The following is a 19,963-nucleotide window of genomic DNA, read 5'->3' as shown; positions in this document are numbered from 1 at the left end:
TCAGGCCTCGGGCCGCTCGACCACTGCCCCCGCGCCGCCCTGACGGGCCGCCTTCCCCTCCCCCACGAGCCCATCAGGGCGCGCGGCCGTCCGGCCGCTGTCGGCCAGCGCCGTTGCCGGCACCATCCGCGGCAGGATCGCCCGCGCGACCAGGCCGTGCGGTTCGGCGTCGGCCAGTTCCAGCCTGGCGCCGCCGGCGGTGAGCAGTGCCTTGGCGATGGCCAGCCCCAGGCCGGAACCGCCTCGGCGGGTCGGCTGGCGCCCACGCCAGAAGCGGTCGGTCGCCCGCTCCTTCTCCTCCGCCGACATCCCGGGTCCCGCGTCCTGGACCTCCACGTACACCGAAGCGTTGTCGGAGCGGATCCGCACGGTCACCCGTCCTCCCCATGGGGAGAAGCCGAGCGCGTTGTCCAGCAGGACGTCCAGCACCTGGTCCAACGCACCCGGCAGGCAGGTGGCGGGTGCGCCGCGTCCCTGTACCGCTATCGTGATGCCCGCTTCTTCGGCCCGGTTGCTCAGCGCCCTGGCACGCGCCTCCACGACCGCCCGCACGTCGATGACACTGCTCCCGCCGTCCGCGTCGGCGGCGTTCGCCAGGACCAGGAGTTCGTCCAGTATGCGGCTGAGGCGGTCCGCTTCGGAGACCGCGATCGCCAGGTTCTCCCGCCCGTCCTCCGGTACGACGGCCTCCAGCGCCTCGACCCGCACCCGCAGCGCCGTCAGCGGGTTGCGCATCTGGTGCGAGGCGTCCGCGACGAAGCTGCGCTGCGCCTCCAGCATCACGACCAGCCGGTCCGTCATACCGTTGACGGCCTCGGCCAGTTCCCGCAACTCGGTCGGTCCGCGGTCCGTGGACGCCCGTACCGAGTACTGCCCCTGGGAGATTCGGCGAACCGCCTCCTGCAGCCGTCGGGCAGGGCTCAGGCTCCAGCGCACCAGGGGTATCCCCACCGCTGCCGAGGCCAGCAGTCCGGCCAGGGCCACCCCCAGGAGAATCAGTGCGTCCTTCGTCACCTGTGAACGCAGGGACGCCGTCGAGGAGATGGTCGCCACCGCGCCGACCGGCTTCCCACGTCTCAGCACCGGCTCGGCCACGAACAGCGGGCGCGCGCTGACGTTGAAGGAGTAGTCCAGCGGCACGGTGCTCTCTCCCGCGAGCGCGCCGTCCAGCGTCCGCCGCCACTCCGCATCGCTGATCCGCGTCCCCGGACGGGTGGTGAAGGTCAGTCGTCCCTGGGCGTCGAAGTACATCGCAACGGCGTTCTCCTGCTTGCCGTAGGCCGTCGCCTGTGTCCTCCAGTCGTCGTCCGGAGCGGGTGCGCCGGTGGTCGCCTCTGCCGCCGAGGCGAGGGAGAAGGCTTTGGAGACCTGGTGGATCACCAGATGGTGGTAGTTGTTCATGGCCAGGCTGAAACCGAGCGGAACCTCCGTCGCCAGCAGCAGCGCGGCGGTGAGGCAGAGGTAAACGATCATCAGACGGCGTCGCATGGTGCGCCCTTCGTCGGACAGGCGCCGTCACGAAGCCGGCGGGGAACCCAGACGGAATCCGACCCCGCGCTGGGTCTCGATCCATTCGTAGGACCCGAGCTTCCGCCGCAGCGCGCCGATGTGGACATCGAGCGTGCGGGTCGAACCGAACCAGTTCTCGTCCCAGACCCGGTTGATGATGTCCTCCCGGGTGTGCACGGCATCCGGCTCTTCCACCAGCATGACAAGTAACTCGAATTCCTTACGGGTGAGTTCCAGGGAATCCCTGTTCAGGGTGACGGAGCGACTGCGGAGGTCGAGCTGGAGCGGCCCGACGCCGATGACGTCCCGGCGCTGGGTGGCACACGACGGGTCGTGCGCCGACGAGCCGACTCCGCAGCGGCAGGTCCGGCGCAGGACGGCTTCCATACGCGCCCTGAGTTCATGCACGGAGTACGGCTTGACGACGTAGTCGTCGGCCCCCGCCTGCAGCGCCAGGACCTTGTCTATTTCCTCGGCGCGAGCGGTGAGAACGATGATCGGCACCGTGGACCGAAAACGTATCCGCTTGCAGACCTCCACCCCGTCCAGGTCCGGCAGGCCGAGATCGAGCAGGACCATCTCGCAGTCCTCCAGATACGCCAGCCCTTCGGCGGCGGTCGGCGCGATAACGATGTCATGGCCGCACTGGCGCAGCGCGGTGTCCAAGGCATCGGCAACACGCTCGTCGTCTTCCACCAGCAGAACGCGCATAAGGTCCCCCCGCAAGGCCCTGCTCAACTCGCCCACTGAAACGGGCATTCGAGAGTCTACTAAGCCGCATAGCGGTAGGCAGTGTCAATCAGTTGTGAATCCTCTGCATGTCGCTTGCCGGATGACTGCAACACCGGCCGGTAACCTCAGCACGCACCCCTGTCCAACAGCGGTCGGCATCACCCTCCTCACCGGAACCAACCGAAGAGAGCGACGTGCGCGAGGCGACCTCGGTGGGCAGCATCGAGATCGCCGCCTGCCCGACCACGGTGTACGGAATCATCACGGATCTCTCCCTCTGGCAGGGCTTCATGACCGAGACCGGGACCCCGGACCACGCCGGGGAGATCGCCCTGACTCCCGGCTCGACCTTCCACACCTGGAACCGCAACGGCCCGTGGCGGTGGCGTACGACCACCGTCATCCTGGAAGCGGTGCCGCACGAACGGCTCGCGTTCCGTGTCACCTCCCTCGGGCACCAGGTTGCCGTCTGGCGCTACGACATCGTCCCGACCTCGCGGGGCAGTCGCGTCACCGAGAGCACCCGCGACCTGCGCGGCACGGCCATGCTGCTGATCTCCGTCGCCACCACCGGTGTCGTGAACCGGGCCAGGCACAACAGGCGCAACATCGATCTCACCCTGGCCAGGCTCAAAGCCCAGGCGGAAGCCGCACAACAGAGCTGACCCGCCGCGACGATCAAGCTCTGTCAGCGGCAACGGCAACCCGACGTCAAGCCCGGCAAGAGACTGCGCAATTCTGATGCACGGTCAGCTGCACATCGCTTACGCACTACTGCCAGCTGTCTGAATTCCTCTTGCATCACCGCCTCATACGTTGGGTGCATCGCCGGGGCCCACGGGTAAACGCCCTGGTCCCGTAAGTCTCCAGACATTCCGGCGATCTTCCATCGACAACGTAAGGCTCGCGGAAATGCACTTTCTGGAACACGAACGCGCCACACTCACCGATCTCCTCCCGGGCCTGGACGACGCTCTCGCCGCCGCCCCGTTGCCGACGTGGGAGACACCCGGCAACCCGGGACTGGACCACTTCCGTGCCGCCGGCGGTCCGGGCCTGCTGGTGCCGGCGGAGCACGGGGGCAAGGGTGTCGACCTGCTCACCGCGGTGCGCGTGCAGCGCGCGGTGGGGTCCCGGTCGCCTTCTCTGGCGATCGCCACGACCATGCACCACTTCTCCGTCGCCTCCCTGGTGGAGACCGCCGCCCGCAGCAGCGGGATGGAGTGGATGCTGCTGGCCGCCATCGCCGGGGAGAACCTGCTGCTCGCCTCGGGATTCGCCGAAGGCCGCACGGGCCAGGGCATCCTCAACCCCGCGATCACAGCGCGGGTGGAAGGAGACAAGGTCTGGCTGAACGGCGCGAAGAAGCCCTGCAGCCTCGCCTGGTCCATGGACCTGCTCACCGCCTCCTTCCCGTTCCCGGCGGAGAACGGCACAGCACGCCTGGCCGTCGCCGTCGTCCCGGCGAAGACCCCCGGACTGTCGGTGCGCCCCTTCTGGAAGAGCTCCGTGCTCGCAGGCGCGGAGAGCGACGAGGTCGTCCTGGAGGACGTGGAGGTCCCGGGCGACCTGCTGGTGCGCACCGACGTCGGCGTCGACGGCGAACTCGACCACCTCAACACAGTCGGATTCGTCTGGTTCGAAGCCCTGATGACCGCCAGTTATCTCGGTGCGGCCTCGGCACTGGTCGAACGGACCCTCACCAAGCACGGAGTGCCGGACGCGGCCCGCGCGCAGGCGGTCACAGCCGTCGAGTCGGCGGCCCTCATGCTGCGCGGCCTGGCCGCCCGCGCCGCCCACGGGCCCATCGACGACGAGGTCCTCGCCCAGGCGCTGGTGTGCCGGTACACGACGCAGGACCTGATCGCCCGCGTCCTGGACGTGTGCGTCGAGGCTCTGGGCGGCATGGCCTTCGTCTCCGGCGACGACATCGCCTACCTGAACTCGGCCTGCCGCGCCCTGGCCTTCCACCCGCCCTCACGCTCCCGGATGCACGCGCCACTGGCCGGGTACTTCGGCGCCGGCGAACCCCTGCGCATCCCCGCCTGAGTCCAGGCTCCCCCTCCCTGTCCGACGACGCGGGCCTCAACGGCCGTCGCTCCGTGCCGCGCTGCCCTGTTCCGCGCCGCCTGCCCGCCATCCGACCCCGCGAGGTACCCGACGTGACTTCCTCCAGCCGTCCCACCGTTCTCCTCACCGGAGCCTCGGGCGTGCTCGGCACCGCCCTGCTCACCGAACTTCCCTCGTCCTGCGACGTCGTCGCGCTGATCCACGAGTGCGGCTGCCCCGGCGCCGCGCAACAGGTCCGCGGCGACCTGACCGCCCCCCGCCTGGGCCTGAACCGCGCCGCATACGCCGATCTCGCCCGTCGTGTGGATGTGGTCGTGCACTGCGCGGCGGTCACGGACTTCACCAAGGGACCGGGGGCCACGCACGCCCTGAACGAGGCCGGGACGCGTGCGGTGGCCGAGTTCACGGCCGACGCCGGCGCCGTCCTCCACCACGTCTCGACCGCGTTCGTGGCCCGTAACGAACTGACCCGCTCCCGGCTGGGCCGCGAGACCGGCGAGGCCGGCGCCCGTCCGGAGGACTACCTGGACTCCAAGCGGGCCGGAGAGCAGGTGGTGCGCGACTCCGGTGTGCCCGCCGTGATCGTCCGGCCGTCCATCGTCATCGGCGACTCACGGACCGGGGAGATCTCCGCCTTCCAAGGCCTGCACGGCATCCTGCTGATGCTGCTGCGCGGCCTGATGCCGCTGGTTCCGCTGCCCGCCGCGTCGCTGATCGACTTCGTGCCGCAGGACGTCGTGGCCCGCTCCGTCGCGGCGCTGATCGCCGACGGGCGCCGTGCGGGCGAGGTATGGGTCACCGCCGGACCGGAGGCCCTGCGGGCCCAGCAGATGCTCGATCTCGTGTCCGACACCTGCGCCGAACTGGGCCTGAGCACGCTGATGCCGCGGATCGTCGGCGCCGACATGGTGGACCGGCTGATCCGGCCGGTCTTCCTCGCCGGAGGGCTGCCCAAGCGCGCGCTGCGCCGCTTCGACGACATGCTCGCCATGACCGCGCTGTTCGCCGACGCTCCCGTCTTTCCGACCTCACTGGGCCAACTTGCCGGTGAACAGCAGCCGTTGACCAGCTCCCAGCTGACAGCGGCGCTGCGCCAGACACTGCTGCATCTCGCACGGGCCAAGAACCTGGGCAACGCGCCCGAGCCCACGGTCGCGCGGCCGATGGCCGCGGGGGTTTCCGCATGACCGCGCCGGCCGTCTCCCCCGCCACGGCGCAGCCCTCCGCGTCCGACGTCCTCGCCGCCTACCGGCGCCACCTCGGCCGGGGCCGCGCCCGCCTCGCCTCCCTGACGGGAGGCGCCATGGAGGTCACCTCCTACGGCTCACGGGTCTTCGGCGCCGACGGCAAGGAGTACGTCGACTGCGGCGGCTACGGCGTCTTCCTGCTCGGCCACTGCCACCCCCGCGTCGTCGAGGCCGTGGTCGACCAGGTCACCCGCCACCCACTGGCCACCCGCCTGCTGCTCGAACCGGTGGCCGCCCGGGCCGCGTCGGCGCTGGCGGAGATCACACCGCCCGGCCTGGACCACGTCCACTTCGTCAACTCCGGTGCGGAGGCGACCGAGACGGCCGTCAAGCTGGCCCGCGCCCACGGCAGGGACCGCCTGGTCTCGACCATCGGCGGCTACCACGGCAAGACCACCGGCGCGCTGGCCCTGACCGCCAAGGAGCTGTACCAGGCACCTTTCCGCCCGCTGCTGGCCGCCGAGCACGTCCCGTACGGCGACAGCGGGGCGCTGGCCGCCGCCCTCGCCGACGGACCGCCGGCCTGCGTGGTCGTCGAACCCGTGCAGGGCGAGGGCGGAGTCGTCCTGCCACCGCCCGGCTACCTCCGCGACATCCAGCGACTGTGCGCCGAGCACGGAGCCTTCTTCGTCCTCGACGAGATCCAGACCGGCCTCGGCCGGCTCGGCAGCTGGTGGGGCGCGGACGAGGAGCGGATCCAGCCGGACATCCTGCTGGTCGGCAAGACCCTCAGCGGCGGGGTCATCCCCGTGGCGGCGGCGGTCGCCACCGCCGAGGCGTACGCGCCCTTCGACCGCGACCCGTACCTGCACACCTCCACCTTCGCCGGCGCGCCCGTCGCCATGGCCGCCGCGCAGGCCGCCGTGCGGACGATCGCGGACGAGGGCCTCGTACACCGGGCCCGGCTCCTGGGCGAAGACCTTCTCACCCTGTTGGGTGACGCGCTCGCGCCGCTGGGCGACGCGGTGAGCGAGGTGCGCGGACGCGGCCTGCTGATCGGCATCGAGATGCGCGACGAACAGCTCGCCGGCGAACTCGTGCTGCATCTGCTGGAGGCCGGCCTGCTGGTCAACCACTCGCTCAACGCCCATCGCGTCGTCCGGCTGACCCCGCCCGCCGTACTCACCTCCTCAGACCTGGACTGGATCTCAGCCGCATTCACCGCTGCTGTCACCGCTCTGACGAAGGAACTCCACTGACATGCCCGAAGTGACCCTCGACGTCCGCATCCCCGACCTCAGCCCCCTGACCGTCTTCGAGCGGCTGCGCGACTTCAGCGCCTACCCGAAGTTCACCGACGCGATCCGCGAGGTGCGGGTCACCGAAATCGACCACTGCACCGTCGACTCCCACTGGCAGGCCAACTTCCGTAACGGCGTACTGTGCTGGTCCGAACGCGACCGCATCGATCCGGCCGCCCTCACCATCGAGTTCACCCAGCTCGACGGCGACTTCGAGCGCTTCGAGGGCGGGTGGTACGTCACGCAGGACGCCCCCGGCAGCACGGCCCGCTTCACCGCCGTCTTCGACCTCGGCATCCCCACCCTCGCCTCGCTGATCGATCCCATCGCCGCCCGGACGCTCCTCGACACCATGGGCCTGATCGCCAAGGGACTCTTCGGCACGCAGGTACGGCTCGACGAGCCGGAGGCCGTCCCGGCAGGCGCCGTCACCCCCAACGGGAGTGAGCGGCCGTGACCGGCGCCGCCGGCTACCCGCTGTCGGTGGCCGTCACCGAACGGGCCCCGGACAGCCAGCCCCTGACCGACCGGGCGACCGGCGGGAAGTGCCGCGACGTCTTCGCGCAGCTGCCGTCGGCGGTGAGCGTCATCACCACCGACGGTGCCCACGGCCCGGCCGGCATGACGGCGAGCGCCGTCTGCTCCCTGTCCGTGGATCCGCCGCTGATCCTGGTCTGCATCGCCAACCGCAGCCGGACGCTGGGCCACATCCTCGGTCACGCGACCTTCGCCGTGAACGTGCTGCGTGAGGACCAGGCCGAGGTCGCCAAGGCGTTCGCCGATCCCGGCACCGGCCAGCACAACCGCTTCGCCGCGGCATCGTGCCACCGGGAGGCAGGCGCCCTCCTGCTGGAGAACTGCGCGGCCCATCTGGTCTGCGACGTCCAGGACGTCCACCCCGGCGGCGACCACACGATCGTCATCGGCCGGATCCGCTCCCTCGGCGCTTCCCGTGTCCGCCCCCTGATCTGGCACGGACGCCGCTTCCGAGCCCTGTCCTGACGGCTCCGCCCCGTCCCGCCCCACTGGAGGAAACATGTCCAGGAATCTCACCAACCAGGTGGTCGCCATCACCGGCGGCAGCCGAGGCATCGGCCGCGCGTCGGCCGAGATGTTCATCGCCAAGGGCGCCAAGGTCGCCATCGGCGCCCGGAACATCGAGTCCGCCACGAAGGTGGCCGACGAGATAGGCGCACACGCCTACCCGCTGGACGTCACCGACCCCGCGTCGGTCAAGCAGTTCTGGAAGCTCGTCGAGGCCGAACTCGGCCCCGTCGACATCCTCGTCAACAACGCCGGCGAAATGATCGTCAGCCGGCTGGAGCACGAGACCGACGACGCCACCGTGCACCAGGTCGAGGTGAACCTCCTCGGCACCATCCACGGCATGAAGACCGCGATGGGCCCGATGCGCGAGCGCGGCCACGGGCACATCATCAACATGGTGTCCGCCGTCGGCATGGTGGGCCTGCCCGGCTGCGCCACCTACTCGGCCGCCAAGCACGGCGTGGTCGGGCTCTCCGAGGCGGCCCGCGCCGAACTGCGCGGCTCGGGCGTGGATCTTTCGATCATCCTTCCCGTCCCGGCCCGGACCGAGCTGACCTCCGGTGTCGGCAAGGGCCGCTTCGTGCCCCTGCTGACCCCGCGGGACATCGCCGCCGCGGTGCTCCGCACCGCGCGCCGCCCCCGCTACAACGTCTATGTCCCCGGCTGGACCAACCCGGTCACCCGCTCCCTCTACCTGCTCCCCCAGGCATGGCGGGACGCCATGGGCCGGTTCCTCAAGGCCGACCAACTGCTGCGCACCACCGACTTCCAGGCCCGTACCGCCTACGAGGCCCGGCTGGGCCACACTCTGCCGAGGGAGGCCTCCTGATGGCCACGCCCACCCAGCGGCCGTACTCCACCAAGGGCGCCGTCCGCCGCGGAAACGCCCCCTCCGTGACCGGCATCCCGCTGCTGGACCGGCTCGTCCACGTCCACCCCGTCACCACCGTCGCGATGTTCACCCCCGTCGCGGCCGTCGCCGCGGCACTCTCCGCCGGCGGGACCGGCGGCTGGGCCATGGCGGGCTGGGCACTGGCCGGCTACGTCACCTGGACCCTGAGCGAGTACTGGGGCCACCGCATCGTCCTGCACTACGAGCCCGAGCGCGGCTTCGGCGCCAAGCTGCACTACGTCCTGCACGGCATCCACCACGACTACCCGCAGGACATGCGCCGCTCCATCCTCAGTCCGCTGCTGAGCATCCCCATGGTCGCGGCGACCCTCTACATCTCCAGCGGCCTCCTGGGCGTCCCGTCGGTCTTCGGCACCGGCTACGTCGCCGGCTACCTCGCATACGACCTGTTCCACCTCTACCTCCACCACGGCAGGCCGAAGAACCGCCTGTTGCGCACCCTGCGCGAGTACCACATGCGCCACCACTTCCGCGACGACAGCCGTGGTTTCGGCATCAGCGCCCCGTACTGGGACGAACTGTTCGGCACCTCCATCGCCCGTGCCCCCAAGGCCGGGCAGCCCGCGGGCGCCGCATCCGGCGGCGCCTGACCGTCCGTCCCGCAAGCAGCGTGCGCGCCTTCGCCACCACCGGGGCCACCACCCGTCGTCGATGCCCGGCCCCGGTGGCCGGCGCGGGCGCCCACGCCCGTACGGCGGACGGCCACCGGCCGCTCCTCCCGCCCCAGTCGTCACGGGCCGCCCCGCCCCCTCTCCGAGGACCAGGCCATGAACTCATCCGACACCCTCGCAGCACGCCTCGCCCCCGCGCCGGACGCCCCTCCGAAACCGACCGCCCCGCTCCGTGGTCCCGCCGCGCCGCCGCGTCGGACGGACCTGGCCGAGGCCCTGGATTTCGTCCGCCTGCACCACCTCGAACACCCCGGCCAGCCGGTCACCCTCCATGCGCGCCTGCGGCAGGTCCAGCGGCAGATCGAGGAAACCGGCACCTACCACCACACCACCGACGAGCTGACCTTCGGCGCCCGCGTGGCCTGGCGCAACAGCAGCCGCTGCATCGGCCGCCTGTACTGGAACAGCCTGCAGGTCGTGGACCGGCGGGAGGCCGACACGCCGGAGGAGATCCACGAGCACCTGATCACCCACATGCGCCGCGGCACCAACGACGGACGCATCCGCCCCACGATCTCCGTCTTCGCCCCCGACACCCCCGACCGCCCCGGCCCCCGGGTATGGAACGACCAGCTCATCCGGTACGCCGGCTACCGACGGCCCGACGGCGATGTCGTCGGCGACGCCGCGTACGCCGACTTCACCGACATGGTCCAGCGCATGGGCTGGAACGGCCCCGGCGGCTCCTTCGACGTCCTGCCGCTGGTCATCGACACCCACGACACCAAGCCACAGCTGTTCGACCTCCCCGCCGACGCCGTCCTGGAAGTCCCCCTCCGCCACCCGGACCACCCATGGTTCGCCGAACTCGGTCTGCGCTGGCACGCGTTGCCCGCCATCTCCAACATGCGCCTGCGCATCGGCGGTGTCGACTACCCGCTCGCCCCCTTCAACGGCTGGTACATGGGCACCGAGATCGGCGCCCGCAACCTCGTCGACGAGGGCCGCTACAACCTGCTGGGCCTCATCGCCGCCCGCCTCGGTCTCGACACGGGCGACGAGACCACCTTGTGGCGCGACCGCGCACTGGTCGAACTCAACGTCGCCGTCCTGCACTCCTTCACCAGGGCCGGCGCCCGCATCAGCGACCACCACACCGAGTCCCGCCGCTTCCTGACCCACCTGGCCAAGGAAGAACGAGCGGGCCGAACGGTGCCCGCCGACTGGACCTGGATCGTCCCACCGGTCTCGGGGGGCATCACACCGGTCTTCCACCGCTACTACGACCAGGCCGACCAGCGCCCCAACTTCTACCTCGACGACGACGCCCGAGCACTGGGCAGGGGCCACTGCCCGTTCGGCCACGACCGGCAGCCATGAGGGGCAGGTGGTCATGATGAGGGCGGTCCTCCCCGCCGCGGGCCTGGGCTCCCGCCTGCTTCCGCTGACGAAGGCACTGCCGAAGGAGATGCTGCCGGTCGGCGACAAACCGGTGATCGAGCACACCGTCCGCGAACTCCTCGCCTCCGGCATCACGGACATCACCATCGTCACCTCGGCCGGCAAGGATCTGATCCGGGACCACTTCCGGCCCGACCCCGCCCTCGTCGCCCGGCTGCGGGCGGACGGCAGGTCCGCCCGCGCCGACGCGGTGGAGGAGGTCGGCGAACTGTCCCGGCTCGGCCGCATCACCTACCTCGACCAGGACGGCCCGTACGGCAACGGCACCCCGGTCCTCAACGCCGCGCGGCACCACAGCGATGAGCCGATGCTCGTCCTGTGGCCCGACGACGTCTTCGTCGCCGAGGTGCCGCGCACACGGCAGCTGATCACGGCGTACGAGGAGACCGGCTGCCCGGTGCTCGCCCTCATGCCGATGGACCCCGCCGACTCCCGGCACTACGGGGTGCCCGTGGTCGAGGACGACCTGGGCGGCGGACTCCTGCGCATCACCGGTCTCGTCGAGAAGCCCGAGCCGCGGGACGCCCCCTCGGCCTACGCGGCCATCGGCGGATACGTCATCACCCCCGGCATCGTCGACGAACTGCGTGAACAGGCCGAGCGGTGGTACGAGCGGCGGACCGGCGAGCTCTGCCTCACCGACGCCATCAGCGCCTACGCGGGCAGCCACACCGTCCACGGACAGGTCCTCCAGGGCCGCTGGTACGACACCGGCAACCCGCTGGCCTACCTCACCGCCCAGTTCACGACCGCCCTGTCCGACCCCGAATACGGCCCCCACCTGCGCCGGCTCGTCGGCGAACCGTGTACCGAGCCGTATTCATCCCCTCGCCGAGAGACACCTTCATGCACCCAAGGACAGCCCGAACGCTGAACGCCAAGGAGTTCGAGGACCTCCGCCGCACCGTCGCCCTCCAGGCCGAGGGCCGCCGCCGCACAGCCCGGGACGCGGGTTACGCGACCCCCCTGCCCCGCGAGGTGAGCATGCAGCTCACCTACCGGTGCAACCTGCGCTGCGAGCACTGTTACCAGTGGAACGACCAGGGGTTCTTCCACGGCTACGGCAAGGAGAAGCAGCGCACCGAGCTGGACCTGGACATCGTTGACAAGGTCCTGCGCGCCACCGACGCCCAGCGGGCCAAGGTGTTCCTGTGGGGCGGCGAGCCCCTCATGCACACTCGTTTCGGCGAGGTCGCGGAACTGCTCGCCCGGACTCCCCGGACCGTCGTGATGTGCACCAACGGCCTTCTGCTCGAACGCAGTCTGCCCCATCTGCTCGCCCTCGGTCCCGGCCTGAACCTCCTCGTCAGCCTGGACGGCCTGGGGGCCGACCACGAGGCGCTGCGCGGCCGCGGCACCTTCCCGCGCACCGTCCGCAACATACGCGCCCTGCTCGACCTGCGGCGCACGGGCGAGTACCAGGGGGAGATCTCCGTTTCCTGCATGGTCGGCAACGACACCGTCGGCGGGATGTACGAGTTCATGGAGTGGGCCGAGGATCTCGGCGTCAACAGCGTGTACTTCCAGTTTCCCTGGTACATCAGCCCGGCGGTGGCTCGGTCCATGGACCTGCTGTACGAAGACTGCTTCTCCTGGCTGAACCCGCCTGCCGCGGGCACCAGGCCGACCTGGCACTCCTACACCTACCGGCTGAAACCAGAACTCATCGACGTACTCAGGGAATCGATGAGGAAACTGGCCGGACGGGTCTGGCGGGCGCGTATCCGCTACCAACCGCAGCTGGAGATCGACGAGGTGGCCGACTTCGTTCTCGGAACACCCGCGCCGGCCCAGCGGCGCAGTCGCTGCCTCGCCGTGTCCAATCGTCTGGAGGTCCACGCCGACGGCAGGGTCAGCTCCTGCAAGTTCTTTCCCGAGTTCGTCGTCGGCGACCTCCACGAGCACGGCGTCCGCGAGATCTGGCAGAGCGAGACTTTCCGGCGGGTGCGGGAAGTGCTGCGCGGCACCGCGTTGATGCCGGTCTGCTCGAAATGCATTCTCCTCTATCTCAACGGGATGTGACCGGATGGACCACCGGATGAACCGCACGGACGTTCTCGGACAGAGCCGTGAGGCCGACGTCGAGGAGCGCCTGAAAAGGCTCCTCGCCGAGATCATCGGCGATCACGCACTGATCGCCGGGATCAGCGGCGACACGGACATCGTCCACGATCTGGGCCTGGACTCGATCCAGATGATCAACTTCCTGCTGCGGCTGGAGGACGAGTTCGACGTCGAGCTCGACTTCGAGGACCTGACCTTGGATCAGGTCGGCTCCCTTCGAGAACTCGGCCGTTTCGTCCTGGCCGAGGCGGGCCGCCCGTCGTGAGCGCCGCAGCGAGCGGCGCCACCAGACCCGGCGAGCCTCGCGGGGCGGTGCGCCTCGGCACGTTCGACGCCGAACGCCGGTGGCGCCCCGAGGGGTTGGCCGCTCTCCCCACGGTCCGGGACATCCAGGGCGACCGCGCGGTGGCTGCCATGGACGAACTGCTGGCCGCCGCCTGCGGCCCCGAGGACCTGCTCGTCACCGGCGCGGACGTGCCGCGGTCGTATCGCACCGTGCTGGCCGCAGCGGGTCTGCCCCTGCGGCACCGCCCGGCTCCGGCCGTCCCGGACGGTGCGGAGGGAATCGGCACGGAGCAGCGGCTGCTGGCCGCGCCCCCGGCCGGCCTGGACGGATACCGCCTGGCCCCGTACGCCGTACTGCCCGAGACGGCCGCCCTGGTCCGGAACTGCGGCCTGCGGGGCCGCCTGCCCGAGATCGGCGCCGTCCGCGCCGTGTCCTCCAAGACCTGGTCCAACATGGTCGTCCGTGCCTTCGGACTGCCCGGCGCGGGCACCACGGTCACCTCGACAGCGGCACTGCGTGCCGAGGTCGTACGGATCGGCGACAGACCCGGCGACGGCACCGGCGCGGTCCTGGTCAAGGACCCCTACGGCGTCGCCGGGCGCGGCACCCTGGCCATCACCTCGCCCCGCGTGCTGGACTCCGTCGCGCGCGCCCTGGAACGCCAGGTCGAGTCCGGCGCCGCCGTCGAACTCCTCGTGCAGCCCCGCTACGACGCCGTGGCCGACTTCTCCGCCCACTTCGACGTCCTGCGCGGTGGGGGCATCGGCTGGCACGGCGTACGCCTCATGCGGAACGCCACGTTCTCCTACGCCGGTTCGGCACCGCCCGGGCGAGCCCTGGCCCGGCGGCTGGACGCGGGCGGCTACCAGGAGACGATGCGGCACGTCGGCGCCGCGCTGGCGGCCTCGGGATACCACGGGCCGGCCTGCGTCGACTCCATGCTGCTGCGCGACGGCACCGTCGTCCCGGTACTGGAGATCAACCCGCGGATGTCCATGGGCCTGATCGGCCTGCTGCTGGAGCGGCGGCTGTCCGGTGGCGAGGGCACCGGCCCGGCGGTCCGGCTCGGCGTGCGCTCCGTTCGCCCTGCCGTGCCCGATCCGCACCAGGCCTTCACCCGGCTGGCCACCGCGCTCGACGACGAGGACGTGCTGTACCGCGCCGGGGGTACCGGCGTGCTCCCGCTGTCGGCGGGCACCCTGCTGTACCCGCGAGGGCGGCTGTACTACGCCGTCGTCGCCGAGAGTCCCGAGCAGGACCGGCTGCTGCGGGCCGCGCTGGACCGGGCGGTGCGGGAAGCGGTGGAAACCGCTGCCGTCGAGGTGGCCCATGTCTCCTGAGGTCACGCGGATCGGGCTGATCGGCGCCACCGGGGTCGCCGAGCGCGCCCTGCTCGCCCCCGCCCGGTGCCGCGCGGACGTCGAGGTCCGGGCGGTCGCCGCCGGCACCCCCGAGCGGGCCGCGGCGTTCCGGGCCCGGCACGGCCTGCCCGTCGCCCACACCGGTTACCGGGCCTTGCTGGACGATCCGGCCATCGACACCGTGTACATCTCGTTGCACAACTCCGCGCACGCCCGCTGGGCGGTCGCGGCGGCCGAGGCCGGCAAGAACGTCGTGGTGGAGAAGCCGCTCTGCCTCGGGCGCGGAGAACTGGAGGCGATGCGGCAGGCCGCCGACACCACCCGGGTCCGCGTCGTGGAGGCGGTGATGACCGCCGGCCACCCCTGGCAGGACGCCGTACGCTCGCTGATCGCCACCGGGGAGCTGGGAGTGCCGACCGCCGTCTCCTCCCGGATCGCCTTCCGGGCACCGCGCACCAGCGGCTACCGCTACCGCCCCGGCCTCGGCGGCGGCGCCTTCTTCGACACCGCCTCCTACTGGCTCCAGGCGCTCCAGGCCACCGTGGGCCTCGACGGCGCGGTCGCCGAGGGCGACTCCGGCTTCGAGGGGCCGAACGGCGTGGACCTGGACTTCACCGCCACCCTGCGTCGGCCCTCCGGTCCGCCGGCCACCCTGCACGCGGCGCTGTCCCGACAGCACCGCGCGGACCACGAGTTCGAGTTCACCGGCGGCAGAGTGCGGCTGCGGAACTTCCTGCTGCCCGCCGCCGGTCGCTTCCCGGTCAACCTGGTCGTCGCCCCGTACGACGGCCCGCGCCGCGTCGTGTCCTTCCCCGCGACGTGTTACTACGACGACCAGCTGGACCGCCTCCTGGCCCGGCTGTCGGAGCCGCCCGCCGGGCCCTCGCCGGAGACGGCGCAGCGGATCTCCCTCATGGAGGACTGCTACCGCCACGCCCTGCGCCGCCGGGACCGGGAGGCCGTCCGGTGACCGCCGCCGACCGCAGCGTGAACCCCGACCGACGTGGCCGTCGCGGCCGCCGCCTGTCCGCGGCCGGCACCACGCCGGCCGTCACGGCCACCGCGGCCACCGCGGCCCTCTGCTGGTGGGCTCTGCGCGGTGTGGACCGGGCCGCGCTGGCCCATGCCGCGCGCGGGACGGACGTCACCGTGGTCGCCCTGGTGGCCCTCGGCTACACGGCCGCCTTCTCCCTCCTGGACGTAGCCCGCTTCACCCTTGTCTACCGGCGCCACCTCGCCCCCCACGTGCCCGTACGGGACGTGACGGTCATCGTGTGCGGCAAGCAGCTGCTCGGGGTGTTCTTCCCTCCCCTGACCAAGCTGATCGCCCCCCTGTACTTCCGCCGCCGCTGGCAGGTGGGAGCCATCCGGACCCTGGGCGCCACCGAAGTCCTGACGGTGGCCGACGGCATCGTGGTCGTCACCTGCGTCGGGGCCGGCGCCGCGTTCGGCGGCGGTCTGCCGGGCGGCGCCGTGCCGGTGGGCTCCGCCATCGCCACGGTCCTGGCGGCCTTCCTGCTGTGGATGTGGCTGCCGGCCGCCCGGCGGGTGCTGCCCCGCGTCCGCGGCAGTGCCTTTCTGTCGGTGATCGCGAGGACCCGCCCGGCCGAGATGGCGGTCCAGCTCCTGCTGCGGTTCGGCGGGGTCGTCGCCATGTGCGCGGCCTGGCAGGTGCTCACGCTCGCCGTCGGGGCGGACCTGGGCCGGGAACGCCTGGCACAGTTCTGCGCGGTCTTCCTCCTGGCCACCCAGCTGCCCCTGTCCGTAGGCGGATACGGCGGCCCCCAGGGGGTGTGCGTCCTGCTGCTCACCGACACCTGGCACCTGCTCTCCCGCGCCGACGCGGTCGCCCTGAGCCTGCTCTGGTCCAGCATGTATCTGCTGTCGCGCGCCCTGCTCAGCTCCCTGTTCGTGATCCCGATGGTCCGGCTCCTGAAAGGAGTGCCACCGCTGTGCGCAGCAGAACCGAACGGGAACTGACCACCGGGCAGCTCACCGCTTCCGTGCGCGAGGCGTTCACTCCGGCGCCGCGCCGTCGCCGGGCCCGCCACCAGGTCCGCCTGCACCTGATCACGATCGTGGAGGGCACACCCCGCGGCTGCCGCGCTGCCCGCCGCGTCGCCGCCCTCCGGTTCTCCCGCCGCGGACCGGCCGCCGCCGTACGCTCCCCGCGCCGTGCCACCGGGGCCACCCGGTGATCGCCGTACTGACCTCCGGCGTCGCCCTGGGCGTGCACGTCCCCGGGCTGCTCCTGGCCCGCCGCCTGGCCGAAGCGGGCGTACCGGTCCGCGTCGACGTTCTCGAGAACCACCTGTCCCGGGCCGCGCGCGAGCGCATCCCGGCCTCCAAGAACGCCTTCCACCGCGACTTCCGGCTGGCACTCGCCGGCCAGCGGCTGTCCCGGCGCAACCCCACCGTGCCGGACGACCGGCTCGTCGAGGAGCTGCTGACCGCCTGGGACGCCGACGGCGTGGACCTGCTCGTGTTGTTCTCCGGCTTCTGGCTGCCCACCGCGCACCGCTACGCCGCCCGCCGCCCGGGCGTGCGGGTCCACGCCTGCCACGTCGACTCGGTCGCCTCCGCGTCCTTCGTCTCCGCCGCCGCGGCCGTCCCCGACGGGCTGCGGGCGGCCGATCCGCGGGACATCTGGCTCCTGGAGGAACATGACGGCGGTATCGCGCGCACCATCCCCGTCGACCCGCGGCCCCCCGTCCCCTGGCTCCGCCGGTCCGCCCGCTTCCTGATCCACGGCGGCGGCTGGGGGATGGGAACGTACGCCGCCCGCTCCCGCGAACTCGGCGAGCACGGTCTCGCCCTGGACATCGTCGCGTACGAACCCGCAGACGTCGCCCACGGCAGCACGCACCGCCACTTCATGATCGACCCGGAGTGGCACCCCTGGCACGACACCGGCTTCCCGCCCTTCGGCACCGTACGGCCGGACGGGACCGTGGACTACCGACGGGGCGAGAGCCACCACTCCTCCTTCCTCCTCACGCGCGAGGCGAAGGCCGTGGTCAGCAAACCCGGCGGCGGCACCCTCATGGACTCGCTCGCCGCCGCCACCCCCGTGGTCCTGCTCGAACCCTTCGGCGACCACGAAGCACGCAATGCCGACCTGTGGCAGGGGCTCGGCTTCGGCATCCCGTACGACGAGTGGCAGGACAGCGGCTGGTCGACATCCCTGCTCGAACGGCTCCACCACAACCTGCTCGACGCCCGTGCCCGGACCGCCGGCTACCCACAGCACCTGATCGAGGAGGCCATGCGATGAGCCATCCCATGTCCGTGTTCCAGCAGACAGCGGTCCGCATGGAACAACTGAGCCCCGGCTACCTCGCCGGCCCCCGGGCCGTCCTCACCGTCCTGGTCGACATCACCGGCCCCCTGGACACCCGGACGCTCGACGCCGCCTTCGACGACCTCGTCATGCGCCACGCCGTCCTCAGGACCCACCCGGTGCCCGGCACCACCCACGCCGAGATCCGCCCCGCCGGCAGGACCGCGCTGGAGCCGGTCGACTCCACCGGCGTCCTAGAGGACGACCTCCGGGCCATGACCGTCCTGCTCGACGACACCACCATCGACCTCGCCCGCCCGGTCCTGGCCCGCGGCTTCCTCCTCACCCACACCGCCGAACGCCACCTGCTCGGGCTGGCCTGCCACCACTTCGCCGTCGACCCCACCTCCCTCCGCCTGGCCCTCGGCGAACTGGCCGCGCTCTACACCGCCCGGCTGCGGGGCCGGCGCCTGCCGCCCGTCCCCCTCCCCTACAGCGAGTACGTCCGCCGGCAGGCCGTCCGCCTCGGTGCCAGAGCCGACGGCGACCGGGCGGCCTGGCACGACGCCCTGGCGGACATCCGCGTTCCCGCGTACGAACGCGACCGGCCTTTCCACCCCGGTGCCGCAGCGGACGGCAGGGTGCTTCGCGCCGAACTGCTCGACAACGCCGGAGTCGAGACGGTGCTGGCCTGGTCCCGCAGGCACCGCAGCACCGTCTTCATCACCCTGCTCGCCGCCTACGTGCTCACCCTCCGCGCCCGCTCCCGCCGCGACGACCTCATCGTGACCACGGTCTTCGAACAGCGCGACCACCCCGCCGTCCGCAACCTGATCGGGCCGTTCCTCTACCCCACCGTCCTGCCGCTGCGCGTGCGGCCCGGCCGCCGGCTCACCGAGGACTTCGTGACCGTGCTCCGCGGCGCCGTACTGCACGGATACGAGCACGCCCGGTTCCCCGTCCTCGACATGCTGGGCATCGCACCGCACCTGGCGCCCGGCATCCTGGGCCTGGAACCGTCGTGGTACCGCATGTTCGAATACCTGCCCAGCCGGGACACCACCCCCTACGCCTTCGCCGAGGCCGGTGCCACCGTCGTGTACTCGGCCGGAAACCAGGACGACGCGGGCCGTTCCGGCCACTCCTTGCGTGTTCGGCGCTCTTCCGAAGGAGCCTTGATGGCCCGGATCGGCTATGACGCCAACGACGACAACGACGACACCGTCGTGGCCTTCCTCGACACCTTCCGCTCCCACCTGAGCGGACTTGAGGTCAGAGCACGGCGGTCTCCTTGAGGAACGCGTCGATGAGCGTGGCGGTCTCGCCGGGCTGGTCCTCGGTGACGAAGGGGCCGGAATCCTCGATGACGTGCAGCCGGGCGTCGGGAATGAGGCCGGCCAGCCGCTCGCCGTGAGCCAGCGGGAAGAAGTCCTGCCGGGCCCAGGCGATCAGGGCCGGGTGCGGGAAGCTGCGCAGGCCTTCGGCGGCCTCCCGGGTGAAGGCGGGCGAGATGGCCCGTACCAGCTGGGCGAAGTCCCGGCGGACCTCGGGGTCGTCGCGCAGCGGGCCGGTGTAACTGGCCATGATGTCGGCGGGGATGGGGCGCCGGGTGAGCAGGCCGAAGGCGATGGGCAGGCGCTGGACGGCGCGCAGCCGCAGGGTCTCGGCGAGAACCTTCAGCCCCGCCGGGGTGCGGCCGAAGAGCTGGAGATGGCGGATGGGCAGAGGCAGGAAGTTGTCGAAGGCGTCGCAGGGGGTGAGGACCAGGGAGCCGATGCTCTCGGGATGACGGGCGGCCACGGCCTGGCAGATGGCGCCGCCGGTGTCGTTGCCGACCAGGGCGGGGGCGGTGAGGTCCAGGGCGGCGATGGTGCGTCGGACGAGGTCGGCGAGTCCGAACAGGGTGAAGTCGGTGCCGGGGCGCATGGGCTGGACGTGACCGCCCAGGGGCCAGTCCGGGGTGATGCAGCGGTAGCGGTCGCGCAGGACGGGCACGACGCCGCGCCAGACGTCGGCGTTGGCGATGATGCCGTGCACGAACACCACGGGCGGGCCGTCGCCGGTCGCGTGGTAGCGGATGACGCCGTCCGGGAGTTCGACGTCGTGGACGGGGCCGAGGTCGGAGACGGCGGTCGCCATGG

At 71.6% G+C, this 19,963-nt stretch carries 21 protein-coding genes; 18 read left to right on the top strand and 3 right to left on the bottom strand.

Features of this window, described 5'->3' with window-relative positions; genetic code table 11:
- The gene (locus tag AB0D85_RS22410) at positions 1 to 1,488 is read right to left on the bottom strand and encodes a HAMP domain-containing sensor histidine kinase (protein WP_362322769.1); all 1,488 of its coding nucleotides are present in this window, start codon (positions 1,486 to 1,488) and stop codon (positions 1 to 3) included.
- 27 nt (positions 1,489 to 1,515) lie between these two features.
- Complete coding sequence (locus tag AB0D85_RS22405) at positions 1,516 to 2,220, bottom strand: response regulator transcription factor (RefSeq protein ID WP_362322767.1); 705 nt, start codon at positions 2,218 to 2,220, stop codon at positions 1,516 to 1,518.
- A gap of 215 nt (positions 2,221 to 2,435) precedes the next feature.
- Between AB0D85_RS22405 and AB0D85_RS22400 the strand changes: the two genes are divergently transcribed.
- The 18 genes from AB0D85_RS22400 to AB0D85_RS22315 all read left to right on the top strand — a co-directional run bounded on the left by AB0D85_RS22400 (position 2,436) and on the right by AB0D85_RS22315 (position 19,117).
- Complete coding sequence (locus tag AB0D85_RS22400) at positions 2,436 to 2,906, top strand: SRPBCC family protein (RefSeq protein ID WP_362322765.1); 471 nt, start codon at positions 2,436 to 2,438, stop codon at positions 2,904 to 2,906.
- A gap of 247 nt (positions 2,907 to 3,153) precedes the next feature.
- Positions 3,154 to 4,290 (top strand): acyl-CoA dehydrogenase family protein, encoded by a 1,137-nt coding sequence (locus AB0D85_RS22395; protein WP_362322763.1) that lies wholly within the window; start codon positions 3,154 to 3,156, stop codon positions 4,288 to 4,290.
- 113 nt (positions 4,291 to 4,403) lie between these two features.
- Positions 4,404 to 5,498, top strand: a complete 1,095-nt coding sequence (locus AB0D85_RS22390; RefSeq protein WP_362322761.1) for an SDR family oxidoreductase — start codon at positions 4,404 to 4,406, stop codon at positions 5,496 to 5,498.
- Positions 5,495 to 6,757 carry an aminotransferase class III-fold pyridoxal phosphate-dependent enzyme gene (locus AB0D85_RS22385; protein WP_362322759.1) on the top strand — a complete coding sequence of 421 codons (1,263 nt, stop codon included), beginning with the start codon at positions 5,495 to 5,497 and terminating at the stop codon, positions 6,755 to 6,757. Before AB0D85_RS22390 ends, AB0D85_RS22385 begins: the two co-directional genes overlap by 4 nt.
- A 1-nt stretch (position 6,758) precedes the next feature.
- Complete coding sequence (locus tag AB0D85_RS22380; protein WP_362322757.1) at positions 6,759 to 7,256, top strand: SRPBCC family protein; 498 nt, start codon at positions 6,759 to 6,761, stop codon at positions 7,254 to 7,256.
- Positions 7,253 to 7,801 carry a flavin reductase family protein gene (locus AB0D85_RS22375; RefSeq protein ID WP_362322755.1) on the top strand — a complete coding sequence of 183 codons (549 nt, stop codon included), beginning with the start codon at positions 7,253 to 7,255 and terminating at the stop codon, positions 7,799 to 7,801. The genes AB0D85_RS22380 and AB0D85_RS22375 overlap by 4 nt, the downstream gene beginning before the upstream one ends.
- Before the next feature lie 34 nt (positions 7,802 to 7,835).
- Positions 7,836 to 8,675, top strand: a complete 840-nt coding sequence (locus AB0D85_RS22370) for an SDR family oxidoreductase (RefSeq protein WP_362322753.1) — start codon at positions 7,836 to 7,838, stop codon at positions 8,673 to 8,675.
- The gene (locus AB0D85_RS22365; protein WP_362322751.1) at positions 8,675 to 9,349 is read left to right on the top strand and encodes a sterol desaturase family protein; all 675 of its coding nucleotides are present in this window, start codon (positions 8,675 to 8,677) and stop codon (positions 9,347 to 9,349) included. The genes AB0D85_RS22370 and AB0D85_RS22365 overlap by 1 nt, the downstream gene beginning before the upstream one ends.
- A gap of 177 nt (positions 9,350 to 9,526) precedes the next feature.
- Positions 9,527 to 10,750 carry a nitric oxide synthase oxygenase gene (locus AB0D85_RS22360; protein ID WP_362322749.1) on the top strand — a complete coding sequence of 408 codons (1,224 nt, stop codon included), beginning with the start codon at positions 9,527 to 9,529 and terminating at the stop codon, positions 10,748 to 10,750.
- Between the two features lie 13 nt (positions 10,751 to 10,763).
- Positions 10,764 to 11,705, top strand: a complete 942-nt coding sequence (locus tag AB0D85_RS22355; protein ID WP_362322747.1) for a UTP--glucose-1-phosphate uridylyltransferase — start codon at positions 10,764 to 10,766, stop codon at positions 11,703 to 11,705.
- Positions 11,678 to 12,853, top strand: a complete 1,176-nt coding sequence (locus tag AB0D85_RS22350; protein ID WP_362322745.1) for a radical SAM protein — start codon at positions 11,678 to 11,680, stop codon at positions 12,851 to 12,853. Before AB0D85_RS22355 ends, AB0D85_RS22350 begins: the two co-directional genes overlap by 28 nt.
- Before the next feature lie 16 nt (positions 12,854 to 12,869).
- Positions 12,870 to 13,160: an acyl carrier protein gene (locus AB0D85_RS22345; RefSeq protein ID WP_362322743.1), complete on the top strand. Its 291-nt coding sequence runs from the start codon at positions 12,870 to 12,872 to the stop codon at positions 13,158 to 13,160.
- On the top strand, positions 13,157 to 14,521 hold the full coding sequence (locus AB0D85_RS22340) for a hypothetical protein (protein ID WP_362322741.1): 1,365 nt from the start codon (positions 13,157 to 13,159) through the stop codon (positions 14,519 to 14,521). Before AB0D85_RS22345 ends, AB0D85_RS22340 begins: the two co-directional genes overlap by 4 nt.
- Positions 14,511 to 15,512, top strand: coding sequence for a Gfo/Idh/MocA family oxidoreductase (locus AB0D85_RS22335; protein ID WP_362322739.1), 1,002 nt, complete (start codon positions 14,511 to 14,513; stop codon positions 15,510 to 15,512). The genes AB0D85_RS22340 and AB0D85_RS22335 overlap by 11 nt, the downstream gene beginning before the upstream one ends.
- Complete coding sequence (locus tag AB0D85_RS22330; RefSeq protein WP_362322737.1) at positions 15,509 to 16,522, top strand: hypothetical protein; 1,014 nt, start codon at positions 15,509 to 15,511, stop codon at positions 16,520 to 16,522. The genes AB0D85_RS22335 and AB0D85_RS22330 overlap by 4 nt, the downstream gene beginning before the upstream one ends.
- Positions 16,495 to 16,740, top strand: coding sequence for a hypothetical protein (locus AB0D85_RS22325; protein WP_362322735.1), 246 nt, complete (start codon positions 16,495 to 16,497; stop codon positions 16,738 to 16,740). The genes AB0D85_RS22330 and AB0D85_RS22325 overlap by 28 nt, the downstream gene beginning before the upstream one ends.
- The gene (locus AB0D85_RS22320; RefSeq protein WP_362322733.1) at positions 16,737 to 17,816 is read left to right on the top strand and encodes a hypothetical protein; all 1,080 of its coding nucleotides are present in this window, start codon (positions 16,737 to 16,739) and stop codon (positions 17,814 to 17,816) included. Before AB0D85_RS22325 ends, AB0D85_RS22320 begins: the two co-directional genes overlap by 4 nt.
- Positions 17,813 to 19,117 carry a condensation domain-containing protein gene (locus tag AB0D85_RS22315; protein WP_362322731.1) on the top strand — a complete coding sequence of 435 codons (1,305 nt, stop codon included), beginning with the start codon at positions 17,813 to 17,815 and terminating at the stop codon, positions 19,115 to 19,117. The genes AB0D85_RS22320 and AB0D85_RS22315 overlap by 4 nt, the downstream gene beginning before the upstream one ends.
- Here AB0D85_RS22315 and AB0D85_RS22310 read toward each other — a convergent pair.
- On the bottom strand, positions 19,095 to 19,961 hold the full coding sequence (locus AB0D85_RS22310; RefSeq protein WP_362322729.1) for an alpha/beta hydrolase: 867 nt from the start codon (positions 19,959 to 19,961) through the stop codon (positions 19,095 to 19,097). The genes AB0D85_RS22315 and AB0D85_RS22310 overlap by 23 nt on opposite strands.
- Positions 19,962 to 19,963 lie beyond the last annotated feature (2 nt).

This window comes from Streptomyces sp. NPDC048277, from assembly GCF_040652235.1.
Lineage (GTDB): Bacteria > Actinomycetota > Actinomycetes > Streptomycetales > Streptomycetaceae > Streptomyces.
Note: the sequence above shows the minus strand (reverse complement) of the source record. Positions and strands in the feature narration are given on the sequence as shown.

What these genes read in the sequence shown, in the direction of transcription:
- AB0D85_RS22410 (WP_362322769.1), bottom strand. Translation starts at nt 1,488, where the DNA reads ATGCGACGCCGTCTGATGATCGTTTACCTCTGCCTCACCGCCGCGCTG.
- AB0D85_RS22405 (WP_362322767.1), bottom strand. Translation starts at nt 2,220, where the DNA reads ATGCGCGTTCTGCTGGTGGAAGACGACGAGCGTGTTGCCGATGCCTTG.
- AB0D85_RS22395 (WP_362322763.1), top strand. Translation starts at nt 3,154, where the DNA reads ATGCACTTTCTGGAACACGAACGCGCCACACTCACCGATCTCCTCCCG.
- AB0D85_RS22385 (WP_362322759.1), top strand. Translation starts at nt 5,495, where the DNA reads ATGACCGCGCCGGCCGTCTCCCCCGCCACGGCGCAGCCCTCCGCGTCC.
- AB0D85_RS22380 (WP_362322757.1), top strand. Translation starts at nt 6,759, where the DNA reads ATGCCCGAAGTGACCCTCGACGTCCGCATCCCCGACCTCAGCCCCCTG.
- AB0D85_RS22370 (WP_362322753.1), top strand. Translation starts at nt 7,836, where the DNA reads ATGTCCAGGAATCTCACCAACCAGGTGGTCGCCATCACCGGCGGCAGC.
- AB0D85_RS22365 (WP_362322751.1), top strand. Translation starts at nt 8,675, where the DNA reads ATGGCCACGCCCACCCAGCGGCCGTACTCCACCAAGGGCGCCGTCCGC.
- AB0D85_RS22360 (WP_362322749.1), top strand. Translation starts at nt 9,527, where the DNA reads ATGAACTCATCCGACACCCTCGCAGCACGCCTCGCCCCCGCGCCGGAC.
- AB0D85_RS22355 (WP_362322747.1), top strand. Translation starts at nt 10,764, where the DNA reads ATGATGAGGGCGGTCCTCCCCGCCGCGGGCCTGGGCTCCCGCCTGCTT.
- AB0D85_RS22350 (WP_362322745.1), top strand. Translation starts at nt 11,678, where the DNA reads ATGCACCCAAGGACAGCCCGAACGCTGAACGCCAAGGAGTTCGAGGAC.
- AB0D85_RS22345 (WP_362322743.1), top strand. Translation starts at nt 12,870, where the DNA reads ATGAACCGCACGGACGTTCTCGGACAGAGCCGTGAGGCCGACGTCGAG.
- AB0D85_RS22335 (WP_362322739.1), top strand. Translation starts at nt 14,511, where the DNA reads ATGTCTCCTGAGGTCACGCGGATCGGGCTGATCGGCGCCACCGGGGTC.
- AB0D85_RS22315 (WP_362322731.1), top strand. Translation starts at nt 17,813, where the DNA reads ATGAGCCATCCCATGTCCGTGTTCCAGCAGACAGCGGTCCGCATGGAA.
- AB0D85_RS22310 (WP_362322729.1), bottom strand. Translation starts at nt 19,961, where the DNA reads ATGGCGACCGCCGTCTCCGACCTCGGCCCCGTCCACGACGTCGAACTC.